The sequence below is a fragment of the Pantoea sp. CFSAN033090 genome (assembly GCF_001264395.1).
Lineage (GTDB): Bacteria > Pseudomonadota > Gammaproteobacteria > Enterobacterales > Enterobacteriaceae > Pantoea > Pantoea agglomerans.
In genome coordinates this window covers 12,946-37,432 of the sequence record NZ_LGYX01000009.1, presented here as the reverse complement: position 1 = coordinate 37,432, position 24,487 = coordinate 12,946, and the positions used below count along the sequence as shown (strand labels likewise).

20 protein-coding genes are annotated in these 24,487 nt (G+C 55.3%); 16 read left to right on the top strand and 4 right to left on the bottom strand.

Features of this window, described 5'->3' with window-relative positions:
• The first annotated feature begins 426 nt into the window (after nucleotides 1-426).
• The 14 genes from AFL22_RS10660 to AFL22_RS10595 all read left to right on the top strand — a co-directional run bounded on the left by AFL22_RS10660 (nucleotide 427) and on the right by AFL22_RS10595 (nucleotide 16,171).
• Nucleotides 427-870: an NADH-quinone oxidoreductase subunit A gene (locus AFL22_RS10660; RefSeq protein ID WP_010258058.1), complete on the top strand. Its 444-nt coding sequence runs from the start codon at nucleotides 427-429 to the stop codon at nucleotides 868-870.
• 15 nt (nucleotides 871-885) lie between these two features.
• Nucleotides 886-1,563, top strand: coding sequence for an NADH-quinone oxidoreductase subunit B (locus AFL22_RS10655; RefSeq protein ID WP_003854245.1), 678 nt, complete (start codon nucleotides 886-888; stop codon nucleotides 1,561-1,563).
• A 113-nt stretch (nucleotides 1,564-1,676) separates the two neighbouring features.
• Nucleotides 1,677-3,476, top strand: a complete 1,800-nt coding sequence (gene nuoC, locus AFL22_RS10650; protein WP_010258063.1) for an NADH-quinone oxidoreductase subunit C/D — start codon at nucleotides 1,677-1,679, stop codon at nucleotides 3,474-3,476.
• 2 nt (nucleotides 3,477-3,478) lie between these two features.
• Nucleotides 3,479-3,994 (top strand): NADH-quinone oxidoreductase subunit NuoE, encoded by a 516-nt coding sequence (gene nuoE / locus AFL22_RS10645; RefSeq protein WP_010258066.1) that lies wholly within the window; start codon nucleotides 3,479-3,481, stop codon nucleotides 3,992-3,994.
• A 2-nt stretch (nucleotides 3,995-3,996) separates the two neighbouring features.
• Nucleotides 3,997-5,337, top strand: coding sequence for an NADH-quinone oxidoreductase subunit NuoF (gene nuoF / locus AFL22_RS10640; protein ID WP_029519446.1), 1,341 nt, complete (start codon nucleotides 3,997-3,999; stop codon nucleotides 5,335-5,337).
• A 112-nt stretch (nucleotides 5,338-5,449) separates the two neighbouring features.
• Nucleotides 5,450-8,173 carry an NADH-quinone oxidoreductase subunit NuoG gene (nuoG, locus tag AFL22_RS10635; RefSeq protein ID WP_022625073.1) on the top strand — a complete coding sequence of 908 codons (2,724 nt, stop codon included), beginning with the start codon at nucleotides 5,450-5,452 and terminating at the stop codon, nucleotides 8,171-8,173.
• A complete protein-coding gene (gene nuoH / locus AFL22_RS10630) occupies nucleotides 8,170-9,147 on the top strand; it encodes an NADH-quinone oxidoreductase subunit NuoH (RefSeq protein WP_003854240.1) in 978 nt (325 codons plus the stop codon). The genes nuoG and nuoH overlap by 4 nt, the downstream gene beginning before the upstream one ends.
• A gap of 11 nt (nucleotides 9,148-9,158) precedes the next feature.
• Complete coding sequence (gene nuoI / locus AFL22_RS10625) at nucleotides 9,159-9,701, top strand: NADH-quinone oxidoreductase subunit NuoI (protein WP_003854239.1); 543 nt, start codon at nucleotides 9,159-9,161, stop codon at nucleotides 9,699-9,701.
• A gap of 10 nt (nucleotides 9,702-9,711) precedes the next feature.
• Nucleotides 9,712-10,263 carry an NADH-quinone oxidoreductase subunit J gene (gene nuoJ, locus AFL22_RS10620; protein WP_052271379.1) on the top strand — a complete coding sequence of 184 codons (552 nt, stop codon included), beginning with the start codon at nucleotides 9,712-9,714 and terminating at the stop codon, nucleotides 10,261-10,263.
• Nucleotides 10,260-10,562, top strand: a complete 303-nt coding sequence (gene nuoK / locus AFL22_RS10615; protein ID WP_003854236.1) for an NADH-quinone oxidoreductase subunit NuoK — start codon at nucleotides 10,260-10,262, stop codon at nucleotides 10,560-10,562. The genes nuoJ and nuoK overlap by 4 nt, the downstream gene beginning before the upstream one ends.
• Complete coding sequence (gene nuoL / locus AFL22_RS10610; protein ID WP_010258078.1) at nucleotides 10,559-12,394, top strand: NADH-quinone oxidoreductase subunit L; 1,836 nt, start codon at nucleotides 10,559-10,561, stop codon at nucleotides 12,392-12,394. The genes nuoK and nuoL overlap by 4 nt, the downstream gene beginning before the upstream one ends.
• 210 nt (nucleotides 12,395-12,604) lie before the next feature.
• Nucleotides 12,605-14,125 carry an NADH-quinone oxidoreductase subunit M gene (nuoM, locus tag AFL22_RS10605; RefSeq protein ID WP_010258081.1) on the top strand — a complete coding sequence of 507 codons (1,521 nt, stop codon included), beginning with the start codon at nucleotides 12,605-12,607 and terminating at the stop codon, nucleotides 14,123-14,125.
• Between the two features lie 6 nt (nucleotides 14,126-14,131).
• Nucleotides 14,132-15,589, top strand: coding sequence for an NADH-quinone oxidoreductase subunit NuoN (gene nuoN, locus AFL22_RS10600; RefSeq protein ID WP_010258083.1), 1,458 nt, complete (start codon nucleotides 14,132-14,134; stop codon nucleotides 15,587-15,589).
• A 123-nt stretch (nucleotides 15,590-15,712) separates the two neighbouring features.
• Complete coding sequence (locus AFL22_RS10595) at nucleotides 15,713-16,171, top strand: GNAT family N-acetyltransferase (protein ID WP_010258085.1); 459 nt, start codon at nucleotides 15,713-15,715, stop codon at nucleotides 16,169-16,171.
• Between the two features lie 33 nt (nucleotides 16,172-16,204).
• Here AFL22_RS10595 and AFL22_RS10590 read toward each other — a convergent pair whose 3' ends face one another.
• Entirely contained in the window at nucleotides 16,205-17,863 is a 1,659-nt protein-coding gene (locus AFL22_RS10590; protein WP_052271378.1) for a glucan biosynthesis protein, read from the bottom strand.
• 335 nt (nucleotides 17,864-18,198) lie between these two features.
• Between AFL22_RS10590 and elaB the strand changes: the two genes are divergently transcribed.
• Nucleotides 18,199-18,510 carry a stress response protein ElaB gene (gene elaB, locus AFL22_RS10585; RefSeq protein WP_010258091.1) on the top strand — a complete coding sequence of 104 codons (312 nt, stop codon included), beginning with the start codon at nucleotides 18,199-18,201 and terminating at the stop codon, nucleotides 18,508-18,510.
• A 239-nt stretch (nucleotides 18,511-18,749) separates the two neighbouring features.
• The gene (locus AFL22_RS10580; protein ID WP_052271377.1) at nucleotides 18,750-19,946 is read left to right on the top strand and encodes a nicotinamide mononucleotide deamidase-related protein YfaY; all 1,197 of its coding nucleotides are present in this window, start codon (nucleotides 18,750-18,752) and stop codon (nucleotides 19,944-19,946) included.
• Nucleotides 19,947-20,296: 350 nt separating this feature from the next.
• On the opposite strand, the gene yfaE is transcribed toward AFL22_RS10580, so the two are convergent.
• The 3 genes from yfaE to nrdA form a co-directional block, all read right to left on the bottom strand.
• Nucleotides 20,297-20,557, bottom strand: a complete 261-nt coding sequence (gene yfaE, locus AFL22_RS10575) for a class I ribonucleotide reductase maintenance protein YfaE (RefSeq protein ID WP_010258095.1) — start codon at nucleotides 20,555-20,557, stop codon at nucleotides 20,297-20,299.
• A 2-nt stretch (nucleotides 20,558-20,559) separates the two neighbouring features.
• Complete coding sequence (gene nrdB / locus AFL22_RS10570) at nucleotides 20,560-21,690, bottom strand: class Ia ribonucleoside-diphosphate reductase subunit beta (protein WP_010258096.1); 1,131 nt, start codon at nucleotides 21,688-21,690, stop codon at nucleotides 20,560-20,562.
• A gap of 72 nt (nucleotides 21,691-21,762) precedes the next feature.
• Nucleotides 21,763-24,048 (bottom strand): class 1a ribonucleoside-diphosphate reductase subunit alpha, encoded by a 2,286-nt coding sequence (nrdA, locus tag AFL22_RS10565; RefSeq protein WP_010258098.1) that lies wholly within the window; start codon nucleotides 24,046-24,048, stop codon nucleotides 21,763-21,765.
• Nucleotides 24,049-24,487 lie beyond the last annotated feature (439 nt).

Sequence of the window (24,487 nt, the reverse complement as noted above, 5' to 3'; positions counted from 1 at the left end):
CCGAATCACCGTTTCAGGTGGGGAAAATTAACGCATAAAGGGCAAAAGTGTGTTCTGGATCAAAAAAATAGCCCTGGAAAGGGGAGGGAAAATTCAGTGATACCTGTCAAAATATGTTTGTTAAATGCACGATCCATGCATGTGAATACCCGCTACACTAAAATTAACCCTACAGACTGAAGCGATTTAGCTGGAAAGCGGGGCATCATTTGTTAATAATATGATGCAGGTGTGAAATAATGTTTGGATACTTTTGTCAAAGTTGACAAAAGGTTATAGAAAGGAGTAAAAAACCCCATAAAATAGCTGCTTATTACGTAATAACAGCGACATTTGAAAGGTTTTTATCCTTCCCTTGAATCGATGTGGTCAGTTTGCTGCGGGAAACGCGTGCAGGATGCCAGCGCCACTTTTGATGAGTAAGCAATGAGTATGTCAACTACCACCGAAATCATCGCTCAGCACTGGGCGTTTATCGTATTTATCGTTATTGCCTTTGGCCTGTGTGCTTTCATGCTGACCGGAGGATGGCTGCTTGGCGGCAGAGCGCGCGCCCGCTACAAAGACACGCCATTCGAATCGGGCATTGAATCCGTTGGTGATACCCATATCCGCCTGTCGGCGAAATTTTATCTGGTTGCGATGTTTTTCGTCATCTTCGACGTCGAAGCCCTCTTTTTATACGCATGGGCGACTTCAATCCGTGAAAGCGGTTGGATCGGCTTTGTGGAAGCCGCAATTTTCATTTTGGTGCTCCTGGCGGGTCTGGTCTATCTGGTACGCATTGGCGCACTGGACTGGGCTCCAGCTCGCCGTCGCGTGGTGGTCAAAACCACTACGGTCAGCCACACCAATCCTCATAAGCAGTAAAAGAGAGGCAATAAGATGGACTATACGCTCACCCGCATAGACCCGAACGGTGGTGAGAACGACCGTTATCCTCTGCAAAAGCAGGAAATCGTCAGCGATCCGCTGGAGCAGCACGTTCATCGCAGCGTTTATATGGGCAAGCTCGAAAATGCCCTGCATGACATGGTGAACTGGGGGCGTAAAAACTCCCTCTGGCCTTATAACTTTGGCCTGTCCTGTTGTTACGTTGAGATGACAACGTCATTCACCGCGGTCCACGACGTGGCACGTTTTGGCGCCGAAGTTATGCGCGCTTCGCCACGTCAGGCCGATTTCATGGTCATTGCCGGTACGCCGTTCACCAAAATGGCCCCGGTTATTCAGCGTTTGTACGATCAGATGCTGGAACCCAAATGGGTGATTTCCATGGGTGCCTGCGCCAACTCTGGCGGCATGTATGACATCTATTCCGTGGTGCAGGGTGTCGATAAATTCCTGCCGGTCGATGTTTATATTCCTGGCTGTCCGCCACGTCCTGAAGCGTATATGCAGGCACTGCTGCTGTTGCAGGAGTCGATCGGCAAAGAGCGCCGTCCGCTCTCGTGGGTGGTTGGCGATCAGGGCGTTTATCGCGCCAACATGCCATCTGAGCGTGAAAGAAAACGCGGCGAGCGCATCGCAGTCACAAACCTGCGCAGCCCGGACGAAGTTTAAAACCGTATGGATGGAAAACAGCGCCTGCAGCAGAACATCACAATTTAATGCATGGCCCCATCCTGACGCCTTCATTTGAGTGCCTGAGACCAGGCCGGAATGGTGAGTAACGTATGACAGATTTGACCACGCAAGATCTCGCTCAGCCTTCATGGCAAACCCGTGATCACCTTGATGACCCGGTGATCGGCGAGTTGCGTAACCGTTTTGGGCCGGATGCCTTCACTGTTCAGCCAACCCGTACCGGTATTCCGGTGGTGTGGGTGAAGCGTGAACAGATACTGGAAATTATCGAGTTCCTGCGTAAATTACCCAAGCCTTACGTCATGCTGTATGACCTGCATGGCGTGGATGAGCGTTTACGTACCCACCGTGCAGGCCTGCCTGCGGCGGATTTTTCCGTTTTCTACCACCTGCTGTCGATTGAACGCAACCGCGACATCATGCTCAAGGTGGCACTCTCTGAAAACGATATGCATCTGCCGACCATCACCCGCCTTTTCCCGAATGCCAACTGGTATGAGCGTGAAACCTGGGAGATGTTTGGTATCACCTTTGATGGTCACCCGCATCTGACGCGCATCATGATGCCGTCGACCTGGGAAGGCCATCCGCTGCGTAAAGATTACCCGGCGCGCGCCACCGAATTCGATCCGTTTACGCTGACCAAACAGAAAGAAGATCTGGAGATGGAAGCGCTGACCTTTAAGCCTGAAGACTGGGGCATGAAGCGCAGCACCACCAACGAAGACTTCATGTTCCTGAACCTCGGGCCTAACCACCCGTCGGCGCACGGTGCGTTCCGCATCATTCTGCAGCTGGATGGTGAAGAGATTGTCGACTGCGTGCCTGACATCGGCTATCACCATCGTGGTGCCGAAAAGATGGGCGAGCGTCAGTCGTGGCACAGCTACATTCCTTACACTGACCGCATCGAGTACCTCGGCGGCTGCGTAAATGAAATGCCGTACGTACTGGCGGTGGAGAAACTGGCCGGTATCGTGGTGCCCGATCGCGTTAATGTGATCCGCGTGATGCTCTCTGAGCTGTTCCGCATCAACAGCCACCTGCTCTATATCTCCACCTTTATTCAGGACGTCGGAGCCATGACGCCGGTGTTCTTTGCCTTTACCGACCGTCAGAAAATCTATGACGTGGTTGAGGCGATTACCGGTTTCCGTATGCACCCGGCGTGGTTCCGCATCGGTGGCGTCGCGCATGACCTGCCGCGAGGCTGGGAACGTCTGCTGCGTGACTTCCTCGACTGGATGCCAAAACGTCTTAAAGAGTATGACAAAGCGGCACTGCGCAACAGCGTACTGATTGGCCGTTCCAAAGGCGTTGCTGCTTACAACATGGAAGAGGCGCTGGCGTGGGGCACTACCGGTGCCGGTCTGCGTGCTACCGGTCTCGACTTTGACGTACGTAAATGGCGTCCCTACTCCGGCTACGAAAACTTCGATTTTGAAATCCCGGTCGGCGACGGCATCAGCGATGCTTACAGCCGCGTCATGCTGAAAATGGAAGAGATGTGGCAGTCGCTGCGCATTCTTGAGCAGTGTCTCAACAACATGCCAGAGGGTCCGTTTAAAGCGGATCATCCGCTGACCACGCCGCCACCGAAAGAGCGCACGCTGCAGCACATTGAAACGCTGATCACGCACTTCCTGCAGGTTTCGTGGGGGCCGGTGATGCCAGCCAATGAGTCGTTCCAGATGATTGAAGCGACGAAAGGGATCAACAGCTACTACCTGACCAGCGATGGCAGCACCATGAGCTACCGCACCCGCGTGCGTACGCCGAGCTTCCCGCATCTGCAGCAGATTCCTTCAGTAATCCGTGGCAGCCTGGTATCCGACCTGATCGTATATCTGGGTAGTATCGATTTTGTTATGTCAGACGTGGACCGCTAATTATGCACGATCAACACATTGCCATTAAAACGATCGACCCTAACGAGGTCTTCGTGCTGAGCGCGGAAGAGCATCACGCCATTGAGCACGAAAAACACCACTACGAAGATGCGCGTGCAGCCTCGATTGAAGCGCTGAAGATCGTGCAGAAACAGCGCGGATGGGTGCCGGACGGCGCTATCAATGCGATTGCCGAGGTTCTGGGTATCCCGGCGAGTGATGTTGAAGGTGTGGCGACATTTTACAGCCAGATCTTCCGTCAGCCGGTTGGCCGTCATGTGATCCGTTACTGTGACAGCGTGGTCTGTCATATCACCGGTTATCAGGGCATCCAGTCAGCACTGGAACAGCAACTGAATATCAAACCGGGTCAGACCACTGCCGATGGCCGCTTTACACTGCTGCCAACCTGCTGTCTGGGTAACTGCGATAAGGGGCCAACGATGATGGTGGATGAAGACACGCATGTGCATCTGACGCCGGAAGGCATCCCTGGTTTGCTGGAGCAGTATCAATGACAATTAAACAGATCATTCGCACTGCAGAAACGCATCCGCTGACCTGGCGGATGCGTGACGACAAGCAACCTGTCTGGCTTGACGAATATCGCAGTAAAAACGGCTATGCCGGTGCGGAAAAAGCGCTGAAAAGCATGTCGCAGGATGAAATCGTTGCGGCAGTCAAAGATTCAGGCCTGAAAGGGCGCGGCGGTGCGGGCTTCTCCACCGGGCTGAAGTGGAGCCTGATGCCGAAAGATGAGTCGATGAATATCCGTTACCTGCTGTGTAACGCCGATGAGATGGAGCCGGGCACCTATAAAGACCGCCTGCTGATGGAGCAGATGCCTCACCAGCTGGTGGAAGGAATGCTGATCAGCGCCTTTGCGCTGAAGGCTTACCGTGGCTATATCTTCTTACGTGGCGAATACATTGAAGCCGCGGTGCATCTGCGTCGTGCGATTGCTGAAGCGACGGAAGCGGGCTATATCGGTAAAAATATTCTCGGTACCGGCTTTGATTTTGAGTTGATTGTCCACACCGGCGCAGGTCGTTATATCTGCGGCGAAGAGACGGCACTGATTAACTCACTGGAAGGCCGTCGTGCTAATCCGCGTTCGAAACCGCCATTCCCGGCGAGTGCGGGCGCGTGGGGCAAACCGACCTGCGTGAACAACGTGGAAACTCTCTCCAACGTTCCGGCGATTCTGGCCAACGGCGTGGAGTGGTACAAAAACATCTCTAAAAGCGAAGATGCCGGTACCAAAATGATGGGCTTCTCCGGACGGGTTAAAAATCCCGGCGTCTGGGAGCTGCCATTTGGTATCACCGCACGTGAAATCCTTGAGGATTATGCGGGCGGTATGCGTGACGGACTGAAGTTCAAAGCCTGGCAGCCCGGCGGGGCAGGGACTGACTTCCTGACCGACCAGCACCTGGATCTGCCCATGGAATTTGCCAGCATCGGCAAAGCGGGCAGCCGTCTGGGTACGGCGCTGGCGATGGCGGTCGATCACGAGATCAACATGGTCTCGCTGGTGCGTAACCTGGAAGAGTTCTTTGCCCGTGAGTCGTGCGGCTGGTGTACACCGTGTCGCGATGGCCTGCCGTGGAGCGTCAAAATTCTGCGCGCGCTGGAGCAGAAGCAGGGTCAGCCAGGCGATATCGAAACCTTACTGCAACTCTGCCGTCAGCTTGGCCCGGGTAAAACCTTCTGTGCGCATGCGCCGGGTGCGGTTGAGCCCCTGCAGAGTGCGATTAAATATTTCCGTGAAGAGTTTGAAGCCGGCATGGCACCGCAGGTGTTTGGCAATACCCGCGCCATTGGCGGGATCCAGCCAAACCTGCTGAAAGCGCGCTGGTAATTCGCCGAAGAACACGGAACAGGCCTGGTGCCGCCGCCCCGACAATGTCGTGCGTCGGGGCAAGAATATGATTAACGCTCGTCTCTGACGAGCCTTACGGAAGCATGTCACTATGGCTACAATTCATGTAGACGGTAAAGAGTATGATGTGAACGGAGCGGACAACCTGCTACAGGCATGTCTCTCTCTGGGCCTTGATATTCCTTACTTTTGCTGGCATCCGGCGCTGGGAAGCGTTGGGGCCTGCCGCCAGTGTGCGGTAAAGCAATTCCAGAATGCCGAAGATACCCGCGGCCGTCTTGTCATGTCCTGCATGACGCCGGCCTCTGACGGCACATTCATCTCCATCGATGATGGCGAAGCGAAAGAGTTCCGCGAAAGCGTGGTGGAGTGGCTGATGACCAACCACCCGCACGACTGTCCGGTGTGTGAAGAGGGCGGTAACTGTCACCTGCAGGATATGACAGTAATGACCGGCCACAGCTTCCGCCGCTATCGCTTCACCAAACGTACCCACCGTAATCAGGATCTCGGCCCGTTCATCTCCCATGAGATGAACCGCTGTATCGCCTGTTACCGCTGCGTGCGTTACTACAAAGATTATGCCGATGGCAAGGATCTGGGTGTCTACGGCGCACACGACAACGTCTACTTCGGTCGTCCGGAAGATGGCACGCTGGAGAGCGAATTCTCCGGTAACCTGGTTGAAATCTGCCCGACCGGCGTCTTCACCGATAAAACGCACTCCGAACGCTATAACCGTAAATGGGATATGCAGTTTGCGCCGAGCATCTGCCAGCAGTGCAGTGTGGGCTGTAACACCAGCCCGGGTGAGCGTTATGGTGAGTTACGCCGTATCGAAAACCGTTATAACGGCACCGTAAACCACTATTTCCTGTGTGACCGTGGCCGCTTTGGCTATGGCTACGTGAACCGTAAAGATCGCCCACGCCAGCCGATGCTGCTGCGCGGCAACGACTGGGTGACGCTGAACGCAGAGCAGGCGGTCAATGCCGGTGCAGATTTGCTGCGTCAGGCGAAAAAAGTGATCGGTATCGGCTCGCCGCGCGCCAGCATTGAAAGTAACTTCGCGCTGCGTGAACTGGTCGGTGCAGAGAACTTCTCTACCGGCATGCCAGCGGGCGAGCAGGCCCGGCTTGAACTGATGCTGAAAATTCTGCGTGAGGGCGGTATCTATACGCCATCGCTGCGTGAAATTGAAAGCTACGATGCGGTGCTGGTGCTGGGCGAAGATCTGACCCAGGTTGGCGCACGCGTGGCGCTGTCAGTGCGTCAGGCCGTGAAAGGCAAAGCGCGCGACATGGCTGCCGCTCAGAAAGTAGCAGACTGGCAGATCGCCGCGATCCTGAACATCGGACAGAATGCGAAACATCCGCTGTTTATCACCAACGTCGATGAAACCCGTCTGGATGATATCGCGGCATGGAGCTATCGCGCACCGGTTGAAGATCAGGCGCGTCTCGGTTTCGCTATCGCCAGTGCGCTGGATGAAACCGCTCCGGCGGTGACCGATTTCGACAGCAAACTGAACGGCAAAATGGATGTCATCGTGCAGGCGCTGGCCGGCGCGAAAAAACCGTTAATTATTTCCGGGACCCATTCCGGCAGCAGCGCGATGATCGAAGCGGCTGCCAACGTGGCCAAAGCGCTCAAAGCGCGCGGTGCCGACGTCGGGATTACGCTGCTGGCGGGACACGCCAACAGCGTGGGTCTTGGCCTGATGGGCGGCAATCCTCTGGAAAGCGCGCTGGAGCAACTGAGCAACGGTGAAGCCGATGCGCTGGTGGTACTGGAAAATGACCTCTATCGCCATGCACCGAAAGCGCTGGTTGATGCGGCGCTGGCCCAGACCACTAACGTGATTGTGGTTGATCATCAGCGCACCGCGACGCTTGAGAAAGCGGGTCTGGTGTTATCAACCGCCAGCTTCGCCGAAAGTGATGGCACCTCGATCAACCATGAAGGCCGCGCACAGCGTTTCTTCCAGGTTTACGATCCTTCTTACTATGACAACAACGTAGTGATGCTGGAGAGCTGGCGCTGGCTGCATTCGCTGCACAGCACGCTGGAAAGCCGTCACGTCGACTGGACGCAGCTGGACCACGTGATCGATGCGGTGGTCAGTCATCTGCCACAGCTGGCCGGAATCAAGGATGCGGCACCGGATGCCAGCTTCCGTATTCGTGGACAGAAACTGTCGCGTTCACCGCACCGTGCCAGTGGCCGTACCGCGGCGCGCGCCAATATCAGCGTGCACGAACCGCGTCAGCCGCAGGATCAGGACACGATGTTCGCCTTCTCAATGGAAGGGAACAACCAGCCAGGCGCACCGCGTTCGCAGATTCCGTTTGCCTGGGCACCGGGCTGGAACTCACCGCAGGCGTGGAACAAGTTCCAGGTTGAAGTGGGCGGCAAACTGCGTAATGGCGATCCGGGTGTACGGCTGTTTGAAGCCAGCGCAGCCAGTCTGCCCTGGTTCAGCAACGTTCCGGCGGCATTCGTCAGTGAAGCGCAGTGGCGCGTGGCCCCTCTCTACCAGCTGTTTGGTAGCGAAGAGATGTCACAGCGTTCACCGGTCTTCCAGCAGCGTATGGCACCGCCTGCACTGGTGATTAACCCGGAAGATGCAGCGAAGCTGGGCGTCAACAATGGCGCGGCGGTTGAGTTCATCTGTGCCGGTGAGACAGTGCGTCTGCCGGTCCGTTTCTCGGCGTCACTGCAGGCGGGACAGATTGGTCTGCCGCTGGGCATGCCGGGCGTTCCGCCATTCCTGGCGAACGGTAAAATCGACACTCTGCAGGAGGCGGCGCAATGAGCTGGTTAACACCGGACGTTATCGACATTCTGCTGGCCATTGTTAAAGCCATCGTGATTCTGCTGGTGGTTGTGGCCTGCGGCGCGTTCATGAGCTTCGCCGAGCGTCGTCTGCTCGGCCTGTTCCAGAACCGTTACGGACCAAACCGCGTAGGCTGGGGCGGCTCGCTCCAGCTGGTAGCGGACATGATCAAAATGTTCTTTAAAGAGGACTGGGTTCCGCCGTTTACCGACCGCTTTATCTTTACCCTTGCGCCGGTTATCGCCTTTGTTTCACTGCTGCTGGCCTTTGCTATCGTGCCGGTTTCGCCAACCTGGATGGTGACAGACCTGAATATCGGTCTGCTGTTCTTCCTGATGATGGCGGGCCTTGCGGTCTACGCGGTGCTGTTTGCCGGCTGGTCGAGTAATAATAAATACTCGCTGCTGGGCGCGATGCGCGCCTCGGCGCAGACCCTGAGCTACGAAGTGTTCCTGGGTCTGTCGCTGATGGGTGTGGTAGCGCAGGCGGGCTCGTTCAATATGAACGATATCGTCAACAGCCAGACGCACCTGTGGAACATCATTCCGCAGTTCTTCGGTTTCGTAACCTTCTGTATTGCTGGCGTGGCGGTGTGTCACCGTCATCCGTTTGACCAGCCAGAAGCGGAGCAGGAACTGGCGGACGGTTATCACATCGAATATGCCGGTATGAAGTTCGGCCTGTTCTTTGTCGGCGAATATGTGGCGATCACCACCGTTTCAGCGCTGATTGTAACGCTGTTCTTTGGTGGCTGGCACGGCCCATTCCTGCCGCCGTTCATCTGGTTCGCCCTGAAAACGGCGTTCTTTATGATGATGTTCATCCTGATTCGTGCTGCGCTTCCGCGTCCGCGCTACGACCAGGTGCTGTCATTCGGCTGGAAAGTGTGTCTGCCGTTGACGCTGTTGAACCTGCTGGCGACTGCCGCAGTGATTCTCTACACAGCGCCGTAAGGGGTTAACAAATGACTTTGAAAGATATTGTCGTAGGCTTTGGCACGACAGTTCGCAGTATCTGGCTGATCGGGCTGCACGCCTTCGCCAAACGTGAAACTCAGATGTATCCGGAAGAGCCGGTTTATCTGCCACCACGCTATCGTGGCCGTATCGTGTTAACCCGCGATCCGGATGGTCAGGAGCGTTGCGTCGCCTGTAACCTGTGTGCGGTTGCCTGCCCGGTTGGCTGTATCTCGCTGCAGAAAGCCGAAACCAAAGATGGCCGCTGGTACCCGGAGTTCTTCCGTATCAACTTCTCACGCTGCATCTTCTGCGGCATGTGTGAGGAAGCCTGTCCAACCACGGCGATTCAGCTGACCCCCGATTTCGAACTGGGTGAGTTTAAGCGTCAGGATCTGGTGTATGAGAAGGACGATCTGCTGATTTCGGGGCCGGGTAAATATCCGGAGTACAACTTCTACCGCATGGCAGGTATGGCGATTGACGGTAAAGATAAGGGCGAAGCAGAAAACGAAGCGAAGCCTATCGACGTCAAAGGCTTATTACCTTAAGGAGCAAGGCATGGAATTTGCGTTTTATCTTTGCGGGCTGGTGGCGGTGCTGACGACGTTGCGCGTCATTACCCACACTAATCCGGTACATGCGTTGCTGTACCTGATCGTTTCGCTGTTATCGATCGCGGGCGTCTTCTTCTCTATGGGAGCCTATTTTGCCGGTGCGCTGGAGATCATCGTCTACGCCGGTGCCATTATGGTGCTGTTCGTCTTCGTGGTCATGATGCTGAACTTAGGCAAGCAGACCGAGAAGCAGGAGCGTGAGTGGCTCAGCCCGTCACTGTGGATTGGCCCGGGTATCGTCTCGTTGCTGCTGCTGGTCGTAATGGTCTACGCCATTCTGACTGCCAACGATCAGGGCATCGATGGCACCATCATCGACGCCAAAGCGGTCGGCATCAGCCTGTTTGGTCCTTACGTACTGGCGGTTGAACTGGCCTCAATGCTGCTGCTGGCGGGTCTGGTCGTGGCGTTCCATATCGGTCGCGAAGAGCGTCAGGGCGAAGTCCTGAGTAACCGTAATGCTGACGCCGCTCAGGTGAAAAAGGAGAGCGCATGATCCCGTTACAACATGGATTGATTCTTGCTGCCGTGCTGTTTGTCCTTGGACTGACGTCGCTGGTAATACGCCGCAATCTGCTGTTTATGCTGATCGGCCTTGAAATCATGATCAACGCCGCCGCCTTAGCCCTGGTGGTTGCCGGGAGCTATTGGGGTCAGGCCGATGGACAGGTGATGTATATCCTGGCGATCAGCCTGGCGGCAGCGGAAGCCAGTATTGGTCTGGCACTGCTGCTTCAGCTCTATCGTCGTCGTCAGACGCTGAACATTGATACTGTGAGCGAGATGCGCGGATGAATCTTCTCTATTTAACTGTCTTGTTTCCGCTGATCGGCTTTCTGCTGTTAGCGTTTTCGCGCGGTCGCTGGTCAGAGAACCTGTCGGCCACGATTGGTATGGGATCCGTGGGTCTGGCGGCCCTGACCACGGCGATGGTCGGTTTTGACTTCTTCGCCAACGGTCAGCAAGCCTACACGCAGGCGCTCTGGACCTGGATGCATGTCGGCAACTTCGACATGAAGGTGAACCTGACGCTGGATGGCCTGTCGCTGACCATGCTGTCTGTCGTGACCGGTGTCGGTTTCTTCATTCACATGTTCGCCTCCTGGTACATGCGTGGAGAAGAGGGCTACTCCCGCTTCTTCGCCTACACCAACCTGTTTATCGCCAGCATGGTTGTTCTGGTGCTGGCCGATAACCTGATGCTGATGTATCTGGGCTGGGAAGGGGTAGGCCTCTGCTCTTATCTGCTGATCGGTTTCTACTACAGCAATCCGGAAAACGGCAAAGCGGCGATGAAAGCGTTCATCATTACCCGCGTGGGCGACGTCTTCCTGGCATTTGGTCTGTTCATTCTCTACAACGAGCTGGGCACGCTGAACTTCCGCGAGATGATGGAGCTGGCTCCTGCGCACTTTGCCGCAGATAACCATATGCTGCAGTGGGCAACGCTGATGCTGCTGGGTGGCGCGGTCGGTAAATCGGCACAGCTGCCGTTACAGACGTGGCTGGCAGATGCGATGGCCGGTCCGACACCGGTTTCGGCACTGATCCACGCCGCGACCATGGTGACAGCAGGTGTCTACCTGATTGCCCGTAGCCACGGTCTCTTCCTGCTGACGCCGGAAGTGCTGCATCTGGTCGGGATTATCGGGGCGATTACCCTGGTGCTGGCAGGCTTTGCCGCGCTGGTACAGACCGACATCAAACGTGTTCTCGCTTACTCCACCATGAGCCAGATTGGCTACATGTTCCTGGCGCTGGGTGTTCAGGCGTGGGATGCGGCGATTTTCCATCTGATGACGCACGCCTTCTTTAAAGCGTTGCTGTTCCTCTCTTCGGGTTCAGTGATTCTGGCCTGCCATCACGAGCAGAACATTTTCAAAATGGGTGGCCTGCGTAAGAGCATTCCGCTGGTCTACACCTGCTTCCTGGTGGGCGGCGCGGCGCTGGCGGCACTGCCGCTGATTACGGCGGGCTTCTACAGTAAAGATGAGATCCTGTTTGGCGCACTGGCTAACGGTCACATCAACCTGATGGTTGCGGGTCTGGTGGGGGCGTTCCTGACCTCTATCTATACCTTCCGCATGATCTTCATCGTGTTCCACGGCGAAGAGAAAATTCATGCGCACGCCGGTAAGGGTATTACCCATCATCTGCCGCTGATTGTGCTGCTGCTGCTCTCCACCTTTATTGGTGCGCTGATCACGCCGCCGCTGGCAGGTGTACTGCCAGCCAATGAATTCGGTGAAGCGGGCAAAGTGGGACTTGAAATCACCTCGGGCGTCGTAGCGATTGTCGGCATTCTGATCGCTGCCGCGCTGTGGCTGGGCAAACGTGAGCTGGTTACCCGTATCGCAAACAGTGCACCAGGCCGTTTCTTCGGCACCTGGTGGTTTGCGGCCTGGGGCTTCGACTGGCTCTACGATAAAGTGTTCGTCAAACCTTATCTGGGTATTGCGTGGCTGCTGAAGCGCGACCCACTGAATGGCCTGATGAACCTGCCTGCGCTGCTGTCACGTATTGCCAACAAAGGCCTGGTAGTCAGTGAGAATGGCTACCTGCGCTGGTACGTTGCGTCAATGAGCGTGGGCGCCGTGCTGGTGCTTGCTCTGCTGCTGGTGATTTAAAGATTGATGAGCGGGGCAGGTTAGCTAATCTGCCCATTGAGAATGTCAAAAATTGTCCTGAGCAAGGGCGTTATCGTCGCGGCCAGTTTGGTTACCGCCAGCGCACAGCAACCGGAGCATACCGAGGTATGTGAGGATTGCGAGCACTGCCGGGAGCCAAAATGGCAAGTAAGATAGCCCGAACTAAGACAAAGAAAAGGGAAGTGTGCCGTGTTATTACCTTGGCTAATTATCATACCCTTCGTCGGTGGTCTGATCTGCTGGCTCACTGAGCGCCTCGGCGCGAAGGTGCCACGCTGGATCGCACTGATCACTATGGGGCTGACGTTGGCGCTTTCACTGCAACTCTGGTTGCAGGGAGGCTATTCACTGACGCAGGCAGCGGGCATTCCGCAGTGGCAGTCAAGTTTCTCCGTTCCGTGGATCCCACGCTTCGGTATCAGCTTCCATTTAGCCATTGATGGTCTGTCGCTGCTGATGGTGGTGCTGACCGGCCTGCTCGGTCTGATGGCGGTGCTCTGTTCATGGAATGAGATTTCAAAGTATCAGGGCTTCTTCCACCTGAACCTGATGTGGATCCTGGGCGGCGTAATCGGTGTGTTCCTCTCCATCGACCTGTTCCTGTTCTTCTTCTTCTGGGAAATGATGCTGGTGCCGATGTACTTCCTCATCGCGCTCTGGGGTCATAAAGCATCGGACGGCAAAACCCGTATTTCCGCCGCGACCAAATTCTTCATCTACACCCAGGCCTCAGGTCTGGTGATGCTGATTGCGATTCTGGGCCTGGTGTTTGTCCACTACAATGCGACTGGCGTCTGGACATTCAACTATGAACAGCTGCTGCAGACGCCAATGTCGAGCGGTGTTGAATATCTGCTGATGCTGGGCTTCTTTATCGCCTTTGCGGTGAAGATGCCGGTGGTACCGTTGCACGGCTGGCTGCCGGATGCGCACAGTCAGGCGCCAACGGCCGGTTCTGTCGACCTGGCGGGTATCCTGCTGAAAACCGCAGCTTACGGTTTACTGCGTTTCAGTCTGCCGCTGTTCCCGAATGCGTCAGCCGAGTTTGCGCCAATCGCCATGTGGTTAGGCATCATCGGTATCTTCTACGGTGCCTGGATGGCCTTCTCGCAGACTGATATCAAACGTCTGATTGCTTACACCTCGATTTCGCACATGGGCTTTGTGCTGATTGCCATCTACACCGGCAGCCAGCTGGCGCTGCAGGGCGCGGTGATTCAGATGATTGCGCACGGTCTCTCCGCTGCAGCACTCTTCATTCTGTGTGGTCAGCTGTATGAGCGTCTGCATACTCGTGATATGCGTCAGATGGGTGGCCTGTGGTCGCGCATCAAATGGATTCCGGGTCTGTCGCTGTTCTTTGCTGTTGCCAACCTCGGTATGCCCGGCACCGGTAACTTCGTCGGCGAATTTATGATTCTGACCGGCAGCTTCCAGGTGGTGCCGATGATTATCATCATCGCGACTTTTGGTCTGGTGTTTGCCTCGATTTACTCGCTGGTGATGATGCAGCGCGCTTATTACGGCGAAGCGAAATCGAAAGATCCGCTGCCAGGCATGTCACCGCGTGAGTTTATGACCATCGGTGTTCTGGTGGTGCTGCTGGTGCTGCTGGGCGTCTATCCACAGCCGATTCTGGATACTTCGCACGCTGCCATGAGCAATATTCAGCAGTGGTTTACCGCTTCAATTTCAACTACAAGGCCGTAATTCGCCATGACAATAACTCCTCACCAATTGATTGCGTTGCTACCGCTGTTAATCGTCGGATTGACGGTGGTGGTTGTGATGCTGTCCATTGCCTGGCGACGCAACCACTTCGTTAACGCCACGCTAACGGTAGTTGGCCTGAACCTGGCGCTGCTCTCGCTCTACTTTGTCGGTCAGGTCGGGGCGATGGATGTCACGCCGCTGCTGCGCGTCGATGGCTATTCGATGTTTTATACCGCGCTGGTTATGCTGGCGAGTCTGGCGACCTGCACCTTTGCCTATCCATGGCTGGCGGGCTTCCCGGACAACAAAGATGAGTTCTACCTGCTGGTGCTGATTGCGGCACTCGGTGGCATCGTGCTGGCCAGTGCTAACCATCTGGCTTCGCTGTTCATCGGCATTGAGCTGCTTTCGCTGCCGCTGTTTGGTCTGATTGGTTACGCCTTCCGCCAGAAACGTTCACTGGAAGCCGCGCTGAAGTACACCATTCTTTCGGCGGCGGCCTCGTCGTTCCTGCTGTTTGGTATTGCGCTGATCTACGCCGACTCCGGTAACCTGAGCTTTGTGGCGCTGGGCCAGAGCCTGACTGACAGCATGATCCACGAGCCACTGCTGCTGGTGGGTCTGGGTATGATGATCATCGGTCTGGGCTTTAAACTCTCACTGGTTCCGTTCCACCTATGGACCCCCGATGTTTATCAGGGTGCGCCTGCGCCGGTTTCAACCTTCCTGGCCACCGCCAGCAAGATTGCAATCTTCGGTGTCATCATGCGTCTGTTTATGTATGCGCCGGTGACTGACAGCGAAGCGGTGCGCACAGTGCTGGCCATGATCGCCTTCGTGTCGATTCTGTTCGGTAACCTGATGGCGATTTCGCAGAGCAACATCAAGCGTCTGCTGGGTTATTCCTCTATCGCCCACCTCGGTTATCTGCTGGTGGCGCTGATTGCGGTGAAAGATCATCAGCTGTCGCTGGAAACGTCGGGCGTTTACCTGGCCGGTTATCTGTTCAGCAGCCTGGGTGCCTTTGGTGTGGTAAGTCTGATGTCCAGCCCGTATCGTGGCCCGGATGCTGACTCGCTCTACTCCTACCGCGGTCTGTTCTGGCATCGTCCTATTCTGTCAGCGGTGATGACGGTGATGATGCTGTCACTGGCGGGTATCCCGATGACGCTGGGCTTTATCGGTAAATTTTACGTTATCGCTTCAGGCGTCAGTGCGCACCTGTGGTGGCTGACCGGTGCTGTAGTCGCGGGTAGTGCGATTGGCCTCTACTACTATCTGCGCGTGACGGTGAGTCTCTACCTCAGCCCGCCAGAACTGCATACCCGTGATACCCCGGCTAACTGGGCATTTACGGCCGGTGGTGTGGTAGTACTGATTTCTGCCATTCTGGTGCTGCTGTTAGGGGTTTACCCGCAGCCGCTGATCAGACTGGTGCAGATGGCTCAGCCGCTGATGTAAGCGCGTTGCTGCGACTGACGAATCAGGCCTCCGGGCCTGATTTTTTTTGCCTGTAAGATAGTGTCACCAGCAGGTGCTGGCGACACCGCGCTGATGTAGAGTGTGTGGTTTAAAGGAGAGACCATGGACATTAACTGGCAGGATAAACACCATAGCGAACTGACCCCCTCACAGCTCTATGCACTGCTGGCGTTGCGCAGTGCCGTGTTTGTGGTGGAACAGCAGTGCGCTTACCTTGATGTGGATGGCAAAGATTTGCAGGCGGAAAACCGGCATCTGCTGGGAATGGCGGATGACCAACTAGTGGCCTATGCGCGACTGCTCTCTCCGGAGGATGAGACCAGCCCGGTGAAAATCGGACGGGTGATTGTTTCAGATCGGGTTCGTGGTGCGCGGCTGGGGAATCGTCTGATGGAGCAGGCAATCAACAGTTGTCAGCAGCACTGGCCGGGCCGCGATCTGTTTCTCTCTGCGCAGGCGCATCTGGAAAGTTTCTATGGGCAGCATGGCTTTGTCGCGGTGGGGGAGAACTACCTGGAAGATGGGATCCCTCACGTCGATATGCTGAAGAACGCGCCATAAAAAAGGCGAGGCCTGAGCCTCGCCTTTTTTACATCAACCCACCGTCATCTGGCGGTCATCGACATATTTACGCTGATCCGGCGCAGGCGGGAAATATTGATAGAGCCAGGTTTCACTCAGCGTCTCATCTTTGCTGCGCAGGAACAGACGCATCTCTACCGGCTCGGTGGAATCGCTATTCGGATACCAGTCAAACAGGATGCGATAGCCCTTAAGCGGATCGACATACAGAATCTCAACCTGCTTCACGCTACCGGATGAAACGGTAATCACCGGCTCAATCCCTTTCGGCGCAGCAGCCTGCAGATCGCCACCAATAAAATCAATGGCGAAGCGGCGGCACCAGGTTTCCGGGAAGTGTTCGCCAGGCGCCCAGCCTTCCGGGAAACCACCGATACCGGTACGGGTTGCATCCACGCGCGCCAGACCGCTACGCACCGGCGGCAGACCACTCCAGTAAAGCTTGTAGGAGAAGTTCAGCTCGCTGCCCGCTTTGACCGGCTCAGCCGGTTGCCAGAAGCAGACCACGTTATCCAGCGTTTCACCCGTGGTCGGGATCTCCATCAGGTTGATCGCGCCTTTGCCCCACTTACCGATCGGCTCAACCCACAGGCTGGGACGTTTGTCATACCAGCCAATCACATCCTGATAATCTTTGAAGTCGTGATTAAGCTGCAGCAGGCCAAACCCACGCGGATTCTCATCTTCATAGGCGTTGAACTGCAGACGCTGAGGATTATTCAGCGGGCGGGCAATCCATTCGCCTTTACCGGTCCACATCGCCAGGCGATCGGAGTCATGGATCTGCGGATGGTAAGTGTTGCACATGCGGCGTTCGTTGGTGCCGCAGCTGAACATGCTGGTCATTGGCGAGATGCCAATCTGACGGATCTCTTTACGGGCAAACAGGTGGTTTTCCACCTCCATCACCACGCGTTTCTCTTCGCAATGGATGATGAATTTATAAGCACCGGTGACGCTGGCACCATCCAGCAGGGCGTAGCAGGTAAAGGTGGTATCTTCCGCTTTTGGCGTTTCAAACCAGAAGGCGGTGAAATCGGGAAACTCCTCCTGGCCATTGCTGAAGGTGTTGATCGCTACGCCACGCGCCGAGAGGCCGTACTGGAAAGTATCGTCAACGGCACGGAAGTAGCTTGCGCCAAGGAAGGAGACGATGTCGCGACGGGCCAGTTCCGGTTTTTTAAAGGCGCGGAAACCGGCGAAGCCGAGGTCAGTTTTGCCCTCCAGCTGCTTCGTATCAACTTTGGCGTCGTTGTAGTTGAACAATTCGGGACGGAAGTGAATTTCGCGTGCTTCGCGACTCTCACCGTCAACAGAGAACATGCGGATGCGCCGCTTGAAGCCCATACCGACATGGAAGAACTGAACGTCCAGTTGACGATCGGGCAGGTTGTTCCAGAGTGAGTGGTTGGCGTCATACTGAATTTCGTTGTACGCCTGCGGGGTCAGTGTGGCCAGCGTCTCCGGCAGCGCGCCCGGTGCTCCGCCCCAGGGTTTTTTCGCCAGCGCAGCCGCGTTTTTCTTCAATACGTCGAAATCGAAGCGTACGGCGGTTCCGTCAGCAATGCCATCTTCTGCCCATGCGGATTGCGCAAACAGCGTTGACAGGCCGGTCATGCCGCTGACGGCGGAGAAGGCCATTGACGCTTTCATAAACATTCTTCGATTCATGCCAGAGATTATTCCTTAGCTGTTCGAGGGTGTCGTGACTGTCGTGCAAAATGCACTTTCATGGCCCGATAATCACAGGCAACAGAGGGGTACGACAGTAGGGTTACTGGAAAATTCAGTCACGACAAAATTTATCAGATTAATCAAAGAAGCGAAGCGAAATTCCGCGGTTGCCGCTGCGTCTTACACTTCTTTGCGTAGCGAAACGGCGCACAGCCTGCACTGAACAAGATTAACAGATGAAAAATCAGGTGATTCCTGGAGCAGGAAATCAGCAGAGCGCCAGATTATGACTATAGTTAATGAACTGCTTTGCAATTCACACGGAGGAAACGATGGTTAATCAGACAAATCAATTCGAAACGGGCCTCGATGACGATATTGCGTTACTGACTGAAACGCTGGAAGAAGTCCTTAAGGCATCAGGCGATCCGGCCGATCAGAAGTACATTGAGCTTAAAAGCAAAGCCGAACAGGCGCTGAACGATGTGAAATCCCGTGTCAGCCAGGCGTCCGATAGCTACTACTATCGCGCTAAACAAGCGGCTTACCGTGCAGACGACTACGTGCACGAAAAACCGTGGCAGGGTGTCGGTATCGGTGCAACAGCCGGTCTGGTACTTGGTCTGCTGCTGGCGCGTCGTTAATCGCGATTCGCTGACTCAGTTGTAGCAGACAACAGTAGTAAAAAAGCGGCGGGGCAATCCCGCCGTTTTTATTGGTTTTTAACTCTCTGAACACCTTCACCACCCTTGATCCTGCTTCACCCTCGCTATCTTTATGCGCAACGTGCCTGAGACGCAATGGTCACAATCCCTGGTGATGCCGATTGTGTCTGGCGGGAGGAGTTCGTACAGTAAAGCAAACGTGAAAAGGAGAACTCAACGTGATTAGAGTAGAGATGCTGTCGACCGGGGATGAGGTGCTGCATGGCCAAATCGTCGATACCAACGCAGCCTGGCTGGCGGATATGTTGTTCCAGCAAGGGTTGCCTATGACCAGCCGTACCACGGTAGGAGATTCACTCGAATCGCTAATCGCCACGCTACAGGCGCGCAGCCATGAGGCAGATGTGCTGATTGTGAATGGCGGTCTGGGGCCGACCAGTGACGATCTCAGTGCGCTGGCAGCAGCCAGAGCCTGTGGCGTTGAGCTTGAGGTGCAGCAGGAGTGGCTGGAACAGATGGAAGCCTGGTTCGCCAGCCGGGGACGCGTGATGGCGGCCAGCAATCGCAAGCAGGCGGAAATCCCGGCCAATGCGGAACTGATTGATAATCCGGTCGGTACCGCCTGTGGCTTTGCCCTGCAACTCAATCGATGCTGGATGTTCTTCACGCCTGGTGTGCCGTCTGAATTTAAAGTGATGGTGGAGCAGCAGATCATCCCCCGTCTGAAAGCGAAATTTTCACCGCCCGAGCCACCGATTTGTCTGCGGCTGACCACCTTTGGTCGCGGTGAAAGCGATATTGCCGCCGAACTGGAGCCGCTGGCGCTGCCGGAAGGCGTGGTCATGGGATATCGCTCGTCCATGCCGATCATTGAGATCAAGCTCACCGGCCCGGCCAGTCAGCGGGTGGCGATGGAGCAGGTGTGGCAGCAGGTGCGCCTGCAACTGGCGGAGTGCACCATTTTCGAAGGCACCGAAGGCTTACCGGCGCTGCTGGCACGTGAGCTGGAGCAGCGCGGTGAGCAGCTGGCAGTCAGTGAGCAATACACCGCCGGACTGCTCTACTGGCAGTTGGCTGGTGCCAGCGTGCCGCTGCGTGGGGCTGACATCCTGCCATCCGGGCAGGAGACGCTGGAGCAGCAGGTGATCCGCACCCGCGAACTTGCTGCACAGCAGCAGGCCGCGCTGGCGCTCTCTGTTGGCAGCCTGGAGCAGGAAGAGATTTCGGTGGTGCTGCATACGCCGGATGGCAGCTTTGGTCAGCGCGTGAAGTTCAGTACCGGTCGCCATAATCTGGAGACGCGGCAGAAGGTGGTGGCAATGATGGCGATGAACATGCTGCGCCGCTGGTTACACGGCAGCGAAGTGAGCACCGGTTACGGCTGGATTGATGTGGTCGAAACTGTCAGACAGTAATATCAGTGAAAATAAAACGGGCGCCTGAGGCGCCCGTTTTATTTCAGAATGCTGACCAACTTAGCCCAGGTGGCTTTTAGATCGAGCCTGCGAAGGGAACACGGTCAGATCGGAAAGACGCAAAAGCGTCATCCCTGACTGCTCGGCCCGCGCGATTACGCACCTCATCCCTGAGGTGCGCCCTTAGCCGGGCCAACGCTTTGCGTTGTTCAAAAACGCTCCCGGCGTTTTTATCCGGGCGGCGGGACGCTTTCCTCTTCTGACCGTGTTCCCTGCGCTTCTGGCTGATCAATTGCTGTCAGGTTTACCCGTATTTAACTTGGGCAGCAATCTGACAAACGCCACCTCAGTTATAACTCCAGCTCAATCTCGCCTTTGGCTTTGCAGCAGCAGGGCAGGATCTCATCCTGCTGCACAAAGGCCAGCGGCCGCTGTGGGTAATGCACTTCGCCTTTCAGCAGCCGCATCCGGCAGGAGCCGCAGTAACCTTCGCGGCACTGAAACTCCACGCAGAGATTGTTGGCTTCCAGCAGCGTCAGCAGATTGGTATGCTCGTCTGTGCATTCCAGCCGGGTGCCGGAACTGCGCAGAATAACAACGTCGCGGCTCATAATTAAAGCTGGAAGTCGTCGAAGTCGTTAGCGCCTACTTCAGAATCGATCTGACCCACCAGATAGGAGCTCACTTCCACTTCCTGCGGCGCAACCTGAACGTTGTCAGAGACCAGCCAGGAGTTAATCCATGGGATTGGGTTTGAGCGCGTCTGGAACGGCAAATCAAGGCCAACAGCCTGCATACGGATATTGGTGATGTACTCAATGTACTGGCAGAGAATATCTTTGTTCAGGCCGATCATTGAGCCGCCGCTGAACAGATATTCTGCCCACTCTTTCTCCTGCAGCGCTGCTTTCTTAAACAGCTCGAAGCACTCTTCACGGCACTCTGCCGCAATCTCTTTCATCTCCGGATCGTCTTCACCGCTGCGCAGCAGATTCAGCATGTGCTGGGTGCCGGTCAGGTGCAGCGCTTCATCGCGGGCAATCAGCTTGATGATTTTGGCATTGCCTTCCATCAGCTCGCGCTCGGCGAACGCGAATGAACAGGCGAAGCTGACATAGAAACGGATCGCTTCCAGCGCATTGACGCTCATCAGGCAGATATAGAGCTGCTTCTTCAGGGCGCGCAGGCTGACGACAACCGGTTTGCCGTTGACCTGATGCGTGCCTTCACCCAGCTGATGCCAGTAGTTGGTCATCTCAATCAGATCGTCGTAATAGCGTGAGATATCCTGAGCACGCGCCAGAATCTGCTCATTGGTGACTATATCGTCAAACACCACTGCCGGATCGTTAACGATATTACGGATGATGTGGGTGTAAGAACGGGAGTGAATCGTCTCTGAGAACGCCCAGGTTTCAATCCAGGTTTCCAGTTCAGGAATCGAGATCAGCGGCAGCAGCGCGACGTTCGGGCTGCGGCCCTGAATAGAATCCAGCAGCGTCTGATATTTCAGGTTGCTGATAAAGATATGTTTTTCGTGGTCCGGCAGCGCCTGGTAATCGATACGATCGCGTGAAACGTCGACCTCTTCCGGACGCCAGAAGAAGGAGAGCTGCTTTTCGATCAGCTTTTCAAAGATGTCATATTTTTGCTGGTCGAAGCGCGCCACGTTTACGGACTGACCGAAAAACATCGGCTCTTTCAGCTGATCATTTTTGTTCTGTGAGAAAGTGGAGTAAGCCATAAAAGTTGTCCAAAAGTAGACGAAGCCAGGCCTCGTGAAATGAATGAGGCGGGAGATTCTCCCGCCTGACCATTAGATCTTACAGGCGCCGCTCTCGCAGCCATCATCCTGGATAGAAGGTGCCAGGTCATCCTGCGCATCTTCAGCACCGTCACGGGTGTTTTGATAGTAGAGCGTTTTCACGCCGAACTTATACGCCGTCAGCAGATCTTTCAGCAGCTGTTTCATCGGCACTTTACCGTTGGTGAAGCGCGACGGATCGTAGTTGGTGTTGGACGAAATCGCCTGGTCGATGAATTTCTGCATCAGACCCACCAGTTGCAGGTAGCCATCGTTGTTCGGCATTTCCCACAGCAGTTCGTACTGATCTTTCAGACGCTCATACTCCGGCACGACCTGACGCAGGATGCCATCTTTTGACGCTTTGATGCTGATGTGACCGCGCGGAGGCTCAATACCGTTGGTGGCATTGGAGATCTGCGACGAGGTTTCAGACGGCATCAGCGCAGACAGGGTCGAGTTGCGCAGGCCGTGCGTTTTAATCTCTTCACGCAGGCTTTCCCAGTCGAGATGCAGCGGTTCGTTGCTGATCGCATCCAGATCTTTCTTGTAGGTGTCGATAGGCAGAATGCCCTGCGCATAGGTGGTTTCATTGAACCACGGGCAGGCACCTTGCTCTTTCGCCAGCTCGTTTGAGGCTTTCAGCAGGTAATACTGAATCGCTTCAAAGGTTTTGTGCGTCAGGCCATTGGCGCTGCCATCGGAGTAGCGCACACCATGCTTCGCCAGATAGTAGGCGTAGTTAATGACGCCAATACCCAGGGTACGACGACCCATCGCGCCACGCTGGGCAGCAGGGATTGGGTAATCCTGATAGTCGAGCAGCGCATCAAGCGCACGTACGGCCAGGGTAGCCAGCTCTTCCAGATCGTCGAGGCTTTCGATGGCGCCGAGGTTGAACGCAGAGAGCGTACACAGGGCAATCTCACCGTTTTCGTCGTTAACATCTTCCAGCGGTTTGGTCGGCAGGGCGATTTCCAGGCAGAGGTTAGACTGGCGAACCGGCGCGATGCTCGGGTCAAACGGGCTGTGGGTGTTGCAGTGATCGACGTTCTGAATGTAGATACGGCCAGTAGAGGCGCGTTCCTGCATCATCAGTGAGAAGAGATCGACCGCTTTAACACGCTGCTTGCGGATGCTCTGATCCTGCTCATATTTGGTATAGAGGCGCTCAAACTCATCCTGATTGGCGAAGAATGCGTCATACAGGCCAGGCACGTCAGACGGGCTGAACAGGGTGATATCTTCGCCCTTCAGCAGGCGCTGATACATCAGCTTGTTGAGCTGTACACCATAGTCCATGTGACGCACGCGGTTGCCTTCAACACCACGGTTGTTCTTCAGCACCAGCAGGCTTTCGATTTCCAGATGCCACATCGGGTAGAACAGGGTGGCTGCGCCGCCACGAACGCCGCCCTGAGAACAGGACTTCACCGCGGTCTGGAAATGCTTGTAGAACGGGATACAGCCGGTATGGAACGCTTCACCGCCGCGAATCGGGCTGCCCAACGCACGGATACGACCGGCGTTGATACCGATGCCGGCACGCTGAGAGACATATTTCACAATCGCGCTGGAGGTGGCGTTGATGGAGTCCAGGCTGTCGCCGCACTCGATCAGCACACAGGAGCTGAACTGACGTGTTGGGGTGCGTACGCCAGACATGATTGGCGTCGGCAGGGAAATTTTAAACGTCGAGATCGCATCATAGAAACGCTTGATGTAATCCATACGCGTGTCGCGCGGGTAGCCGGAGAAGAGGCAGGCGGCGACCAGAATGTAGAGGAACTGCGCGCTTTCGTAGATTTCACCCGAAACGCGGTTCTGCACCAGATATTTGCCTTCCAGCTGCTTCACAGCGGCATAGGAGAAGTTCATGTCACGCCAGTGGTCGAGGAACTCGTCCATCTGCGCAAACTCTTCCTGGCTGTAATCTTCCAGCAGGTGACGATCATATTTGCCCATGTCGACCATCTTAACGACCTGGTCATAGAGCTTTGGCGGCTCAAACTGACCATACGCTTTTTTGCGCAGGTGGAAGATCGCCAGGCGGGCAGCCAGGTACTGATAGTCAGGGGCATCGCGGGAGATGAGGTCTGCTGCGGCCTTGATGATGGTCTCATGAATGTCAGAGGTTCTGATGCCATCATAGAACTGAATGTGAGAGCGCAGCTCAACCTGTGAAACTGAGACGTTGTTCAGCCCTTCAGCTGCCCAGTCCAGCACACGGTGAATTTTGTCGAGATCAATGCGCTCCTGGCGGCCATCGCGTTTAGTAACGAGCAGACTCTGGTTCATGTCGCGTTTTTACCTTTGCGTGAGTATCCAAAAATTAAAAGAAATCCCGGTTTATACACAGCCTATTCATTGTGAATAATGTGTGGATAAACACTACATCTAGGGGGTGATGGGAAAAGCCATAACTACATGGGGGCATATTTTAGTATTTTACGGCCGCTTAACAAGAGCAAAAAATGATGGCTGGAGGGGTTGTAATTCTTGCGAAATTTCTTAGCCCACGCCTTGTAAGGCCTGGCATCATGTCAACCAGATCACACTTTTTTTTCTTATTATGATCGGGCGCGTGTTTCTTATTCAATCCTCAGGATTCAGCAGGAAAAGGGATGAAAAATGGCTAAAAGCCGCTAGCGGGTTGCTGGTCAGCAGAGAATCGGATGCGGTAACGCTGAAGAGGATGGAACCGGGCTGATGTAACCTATTGGCAGACATCAGAATG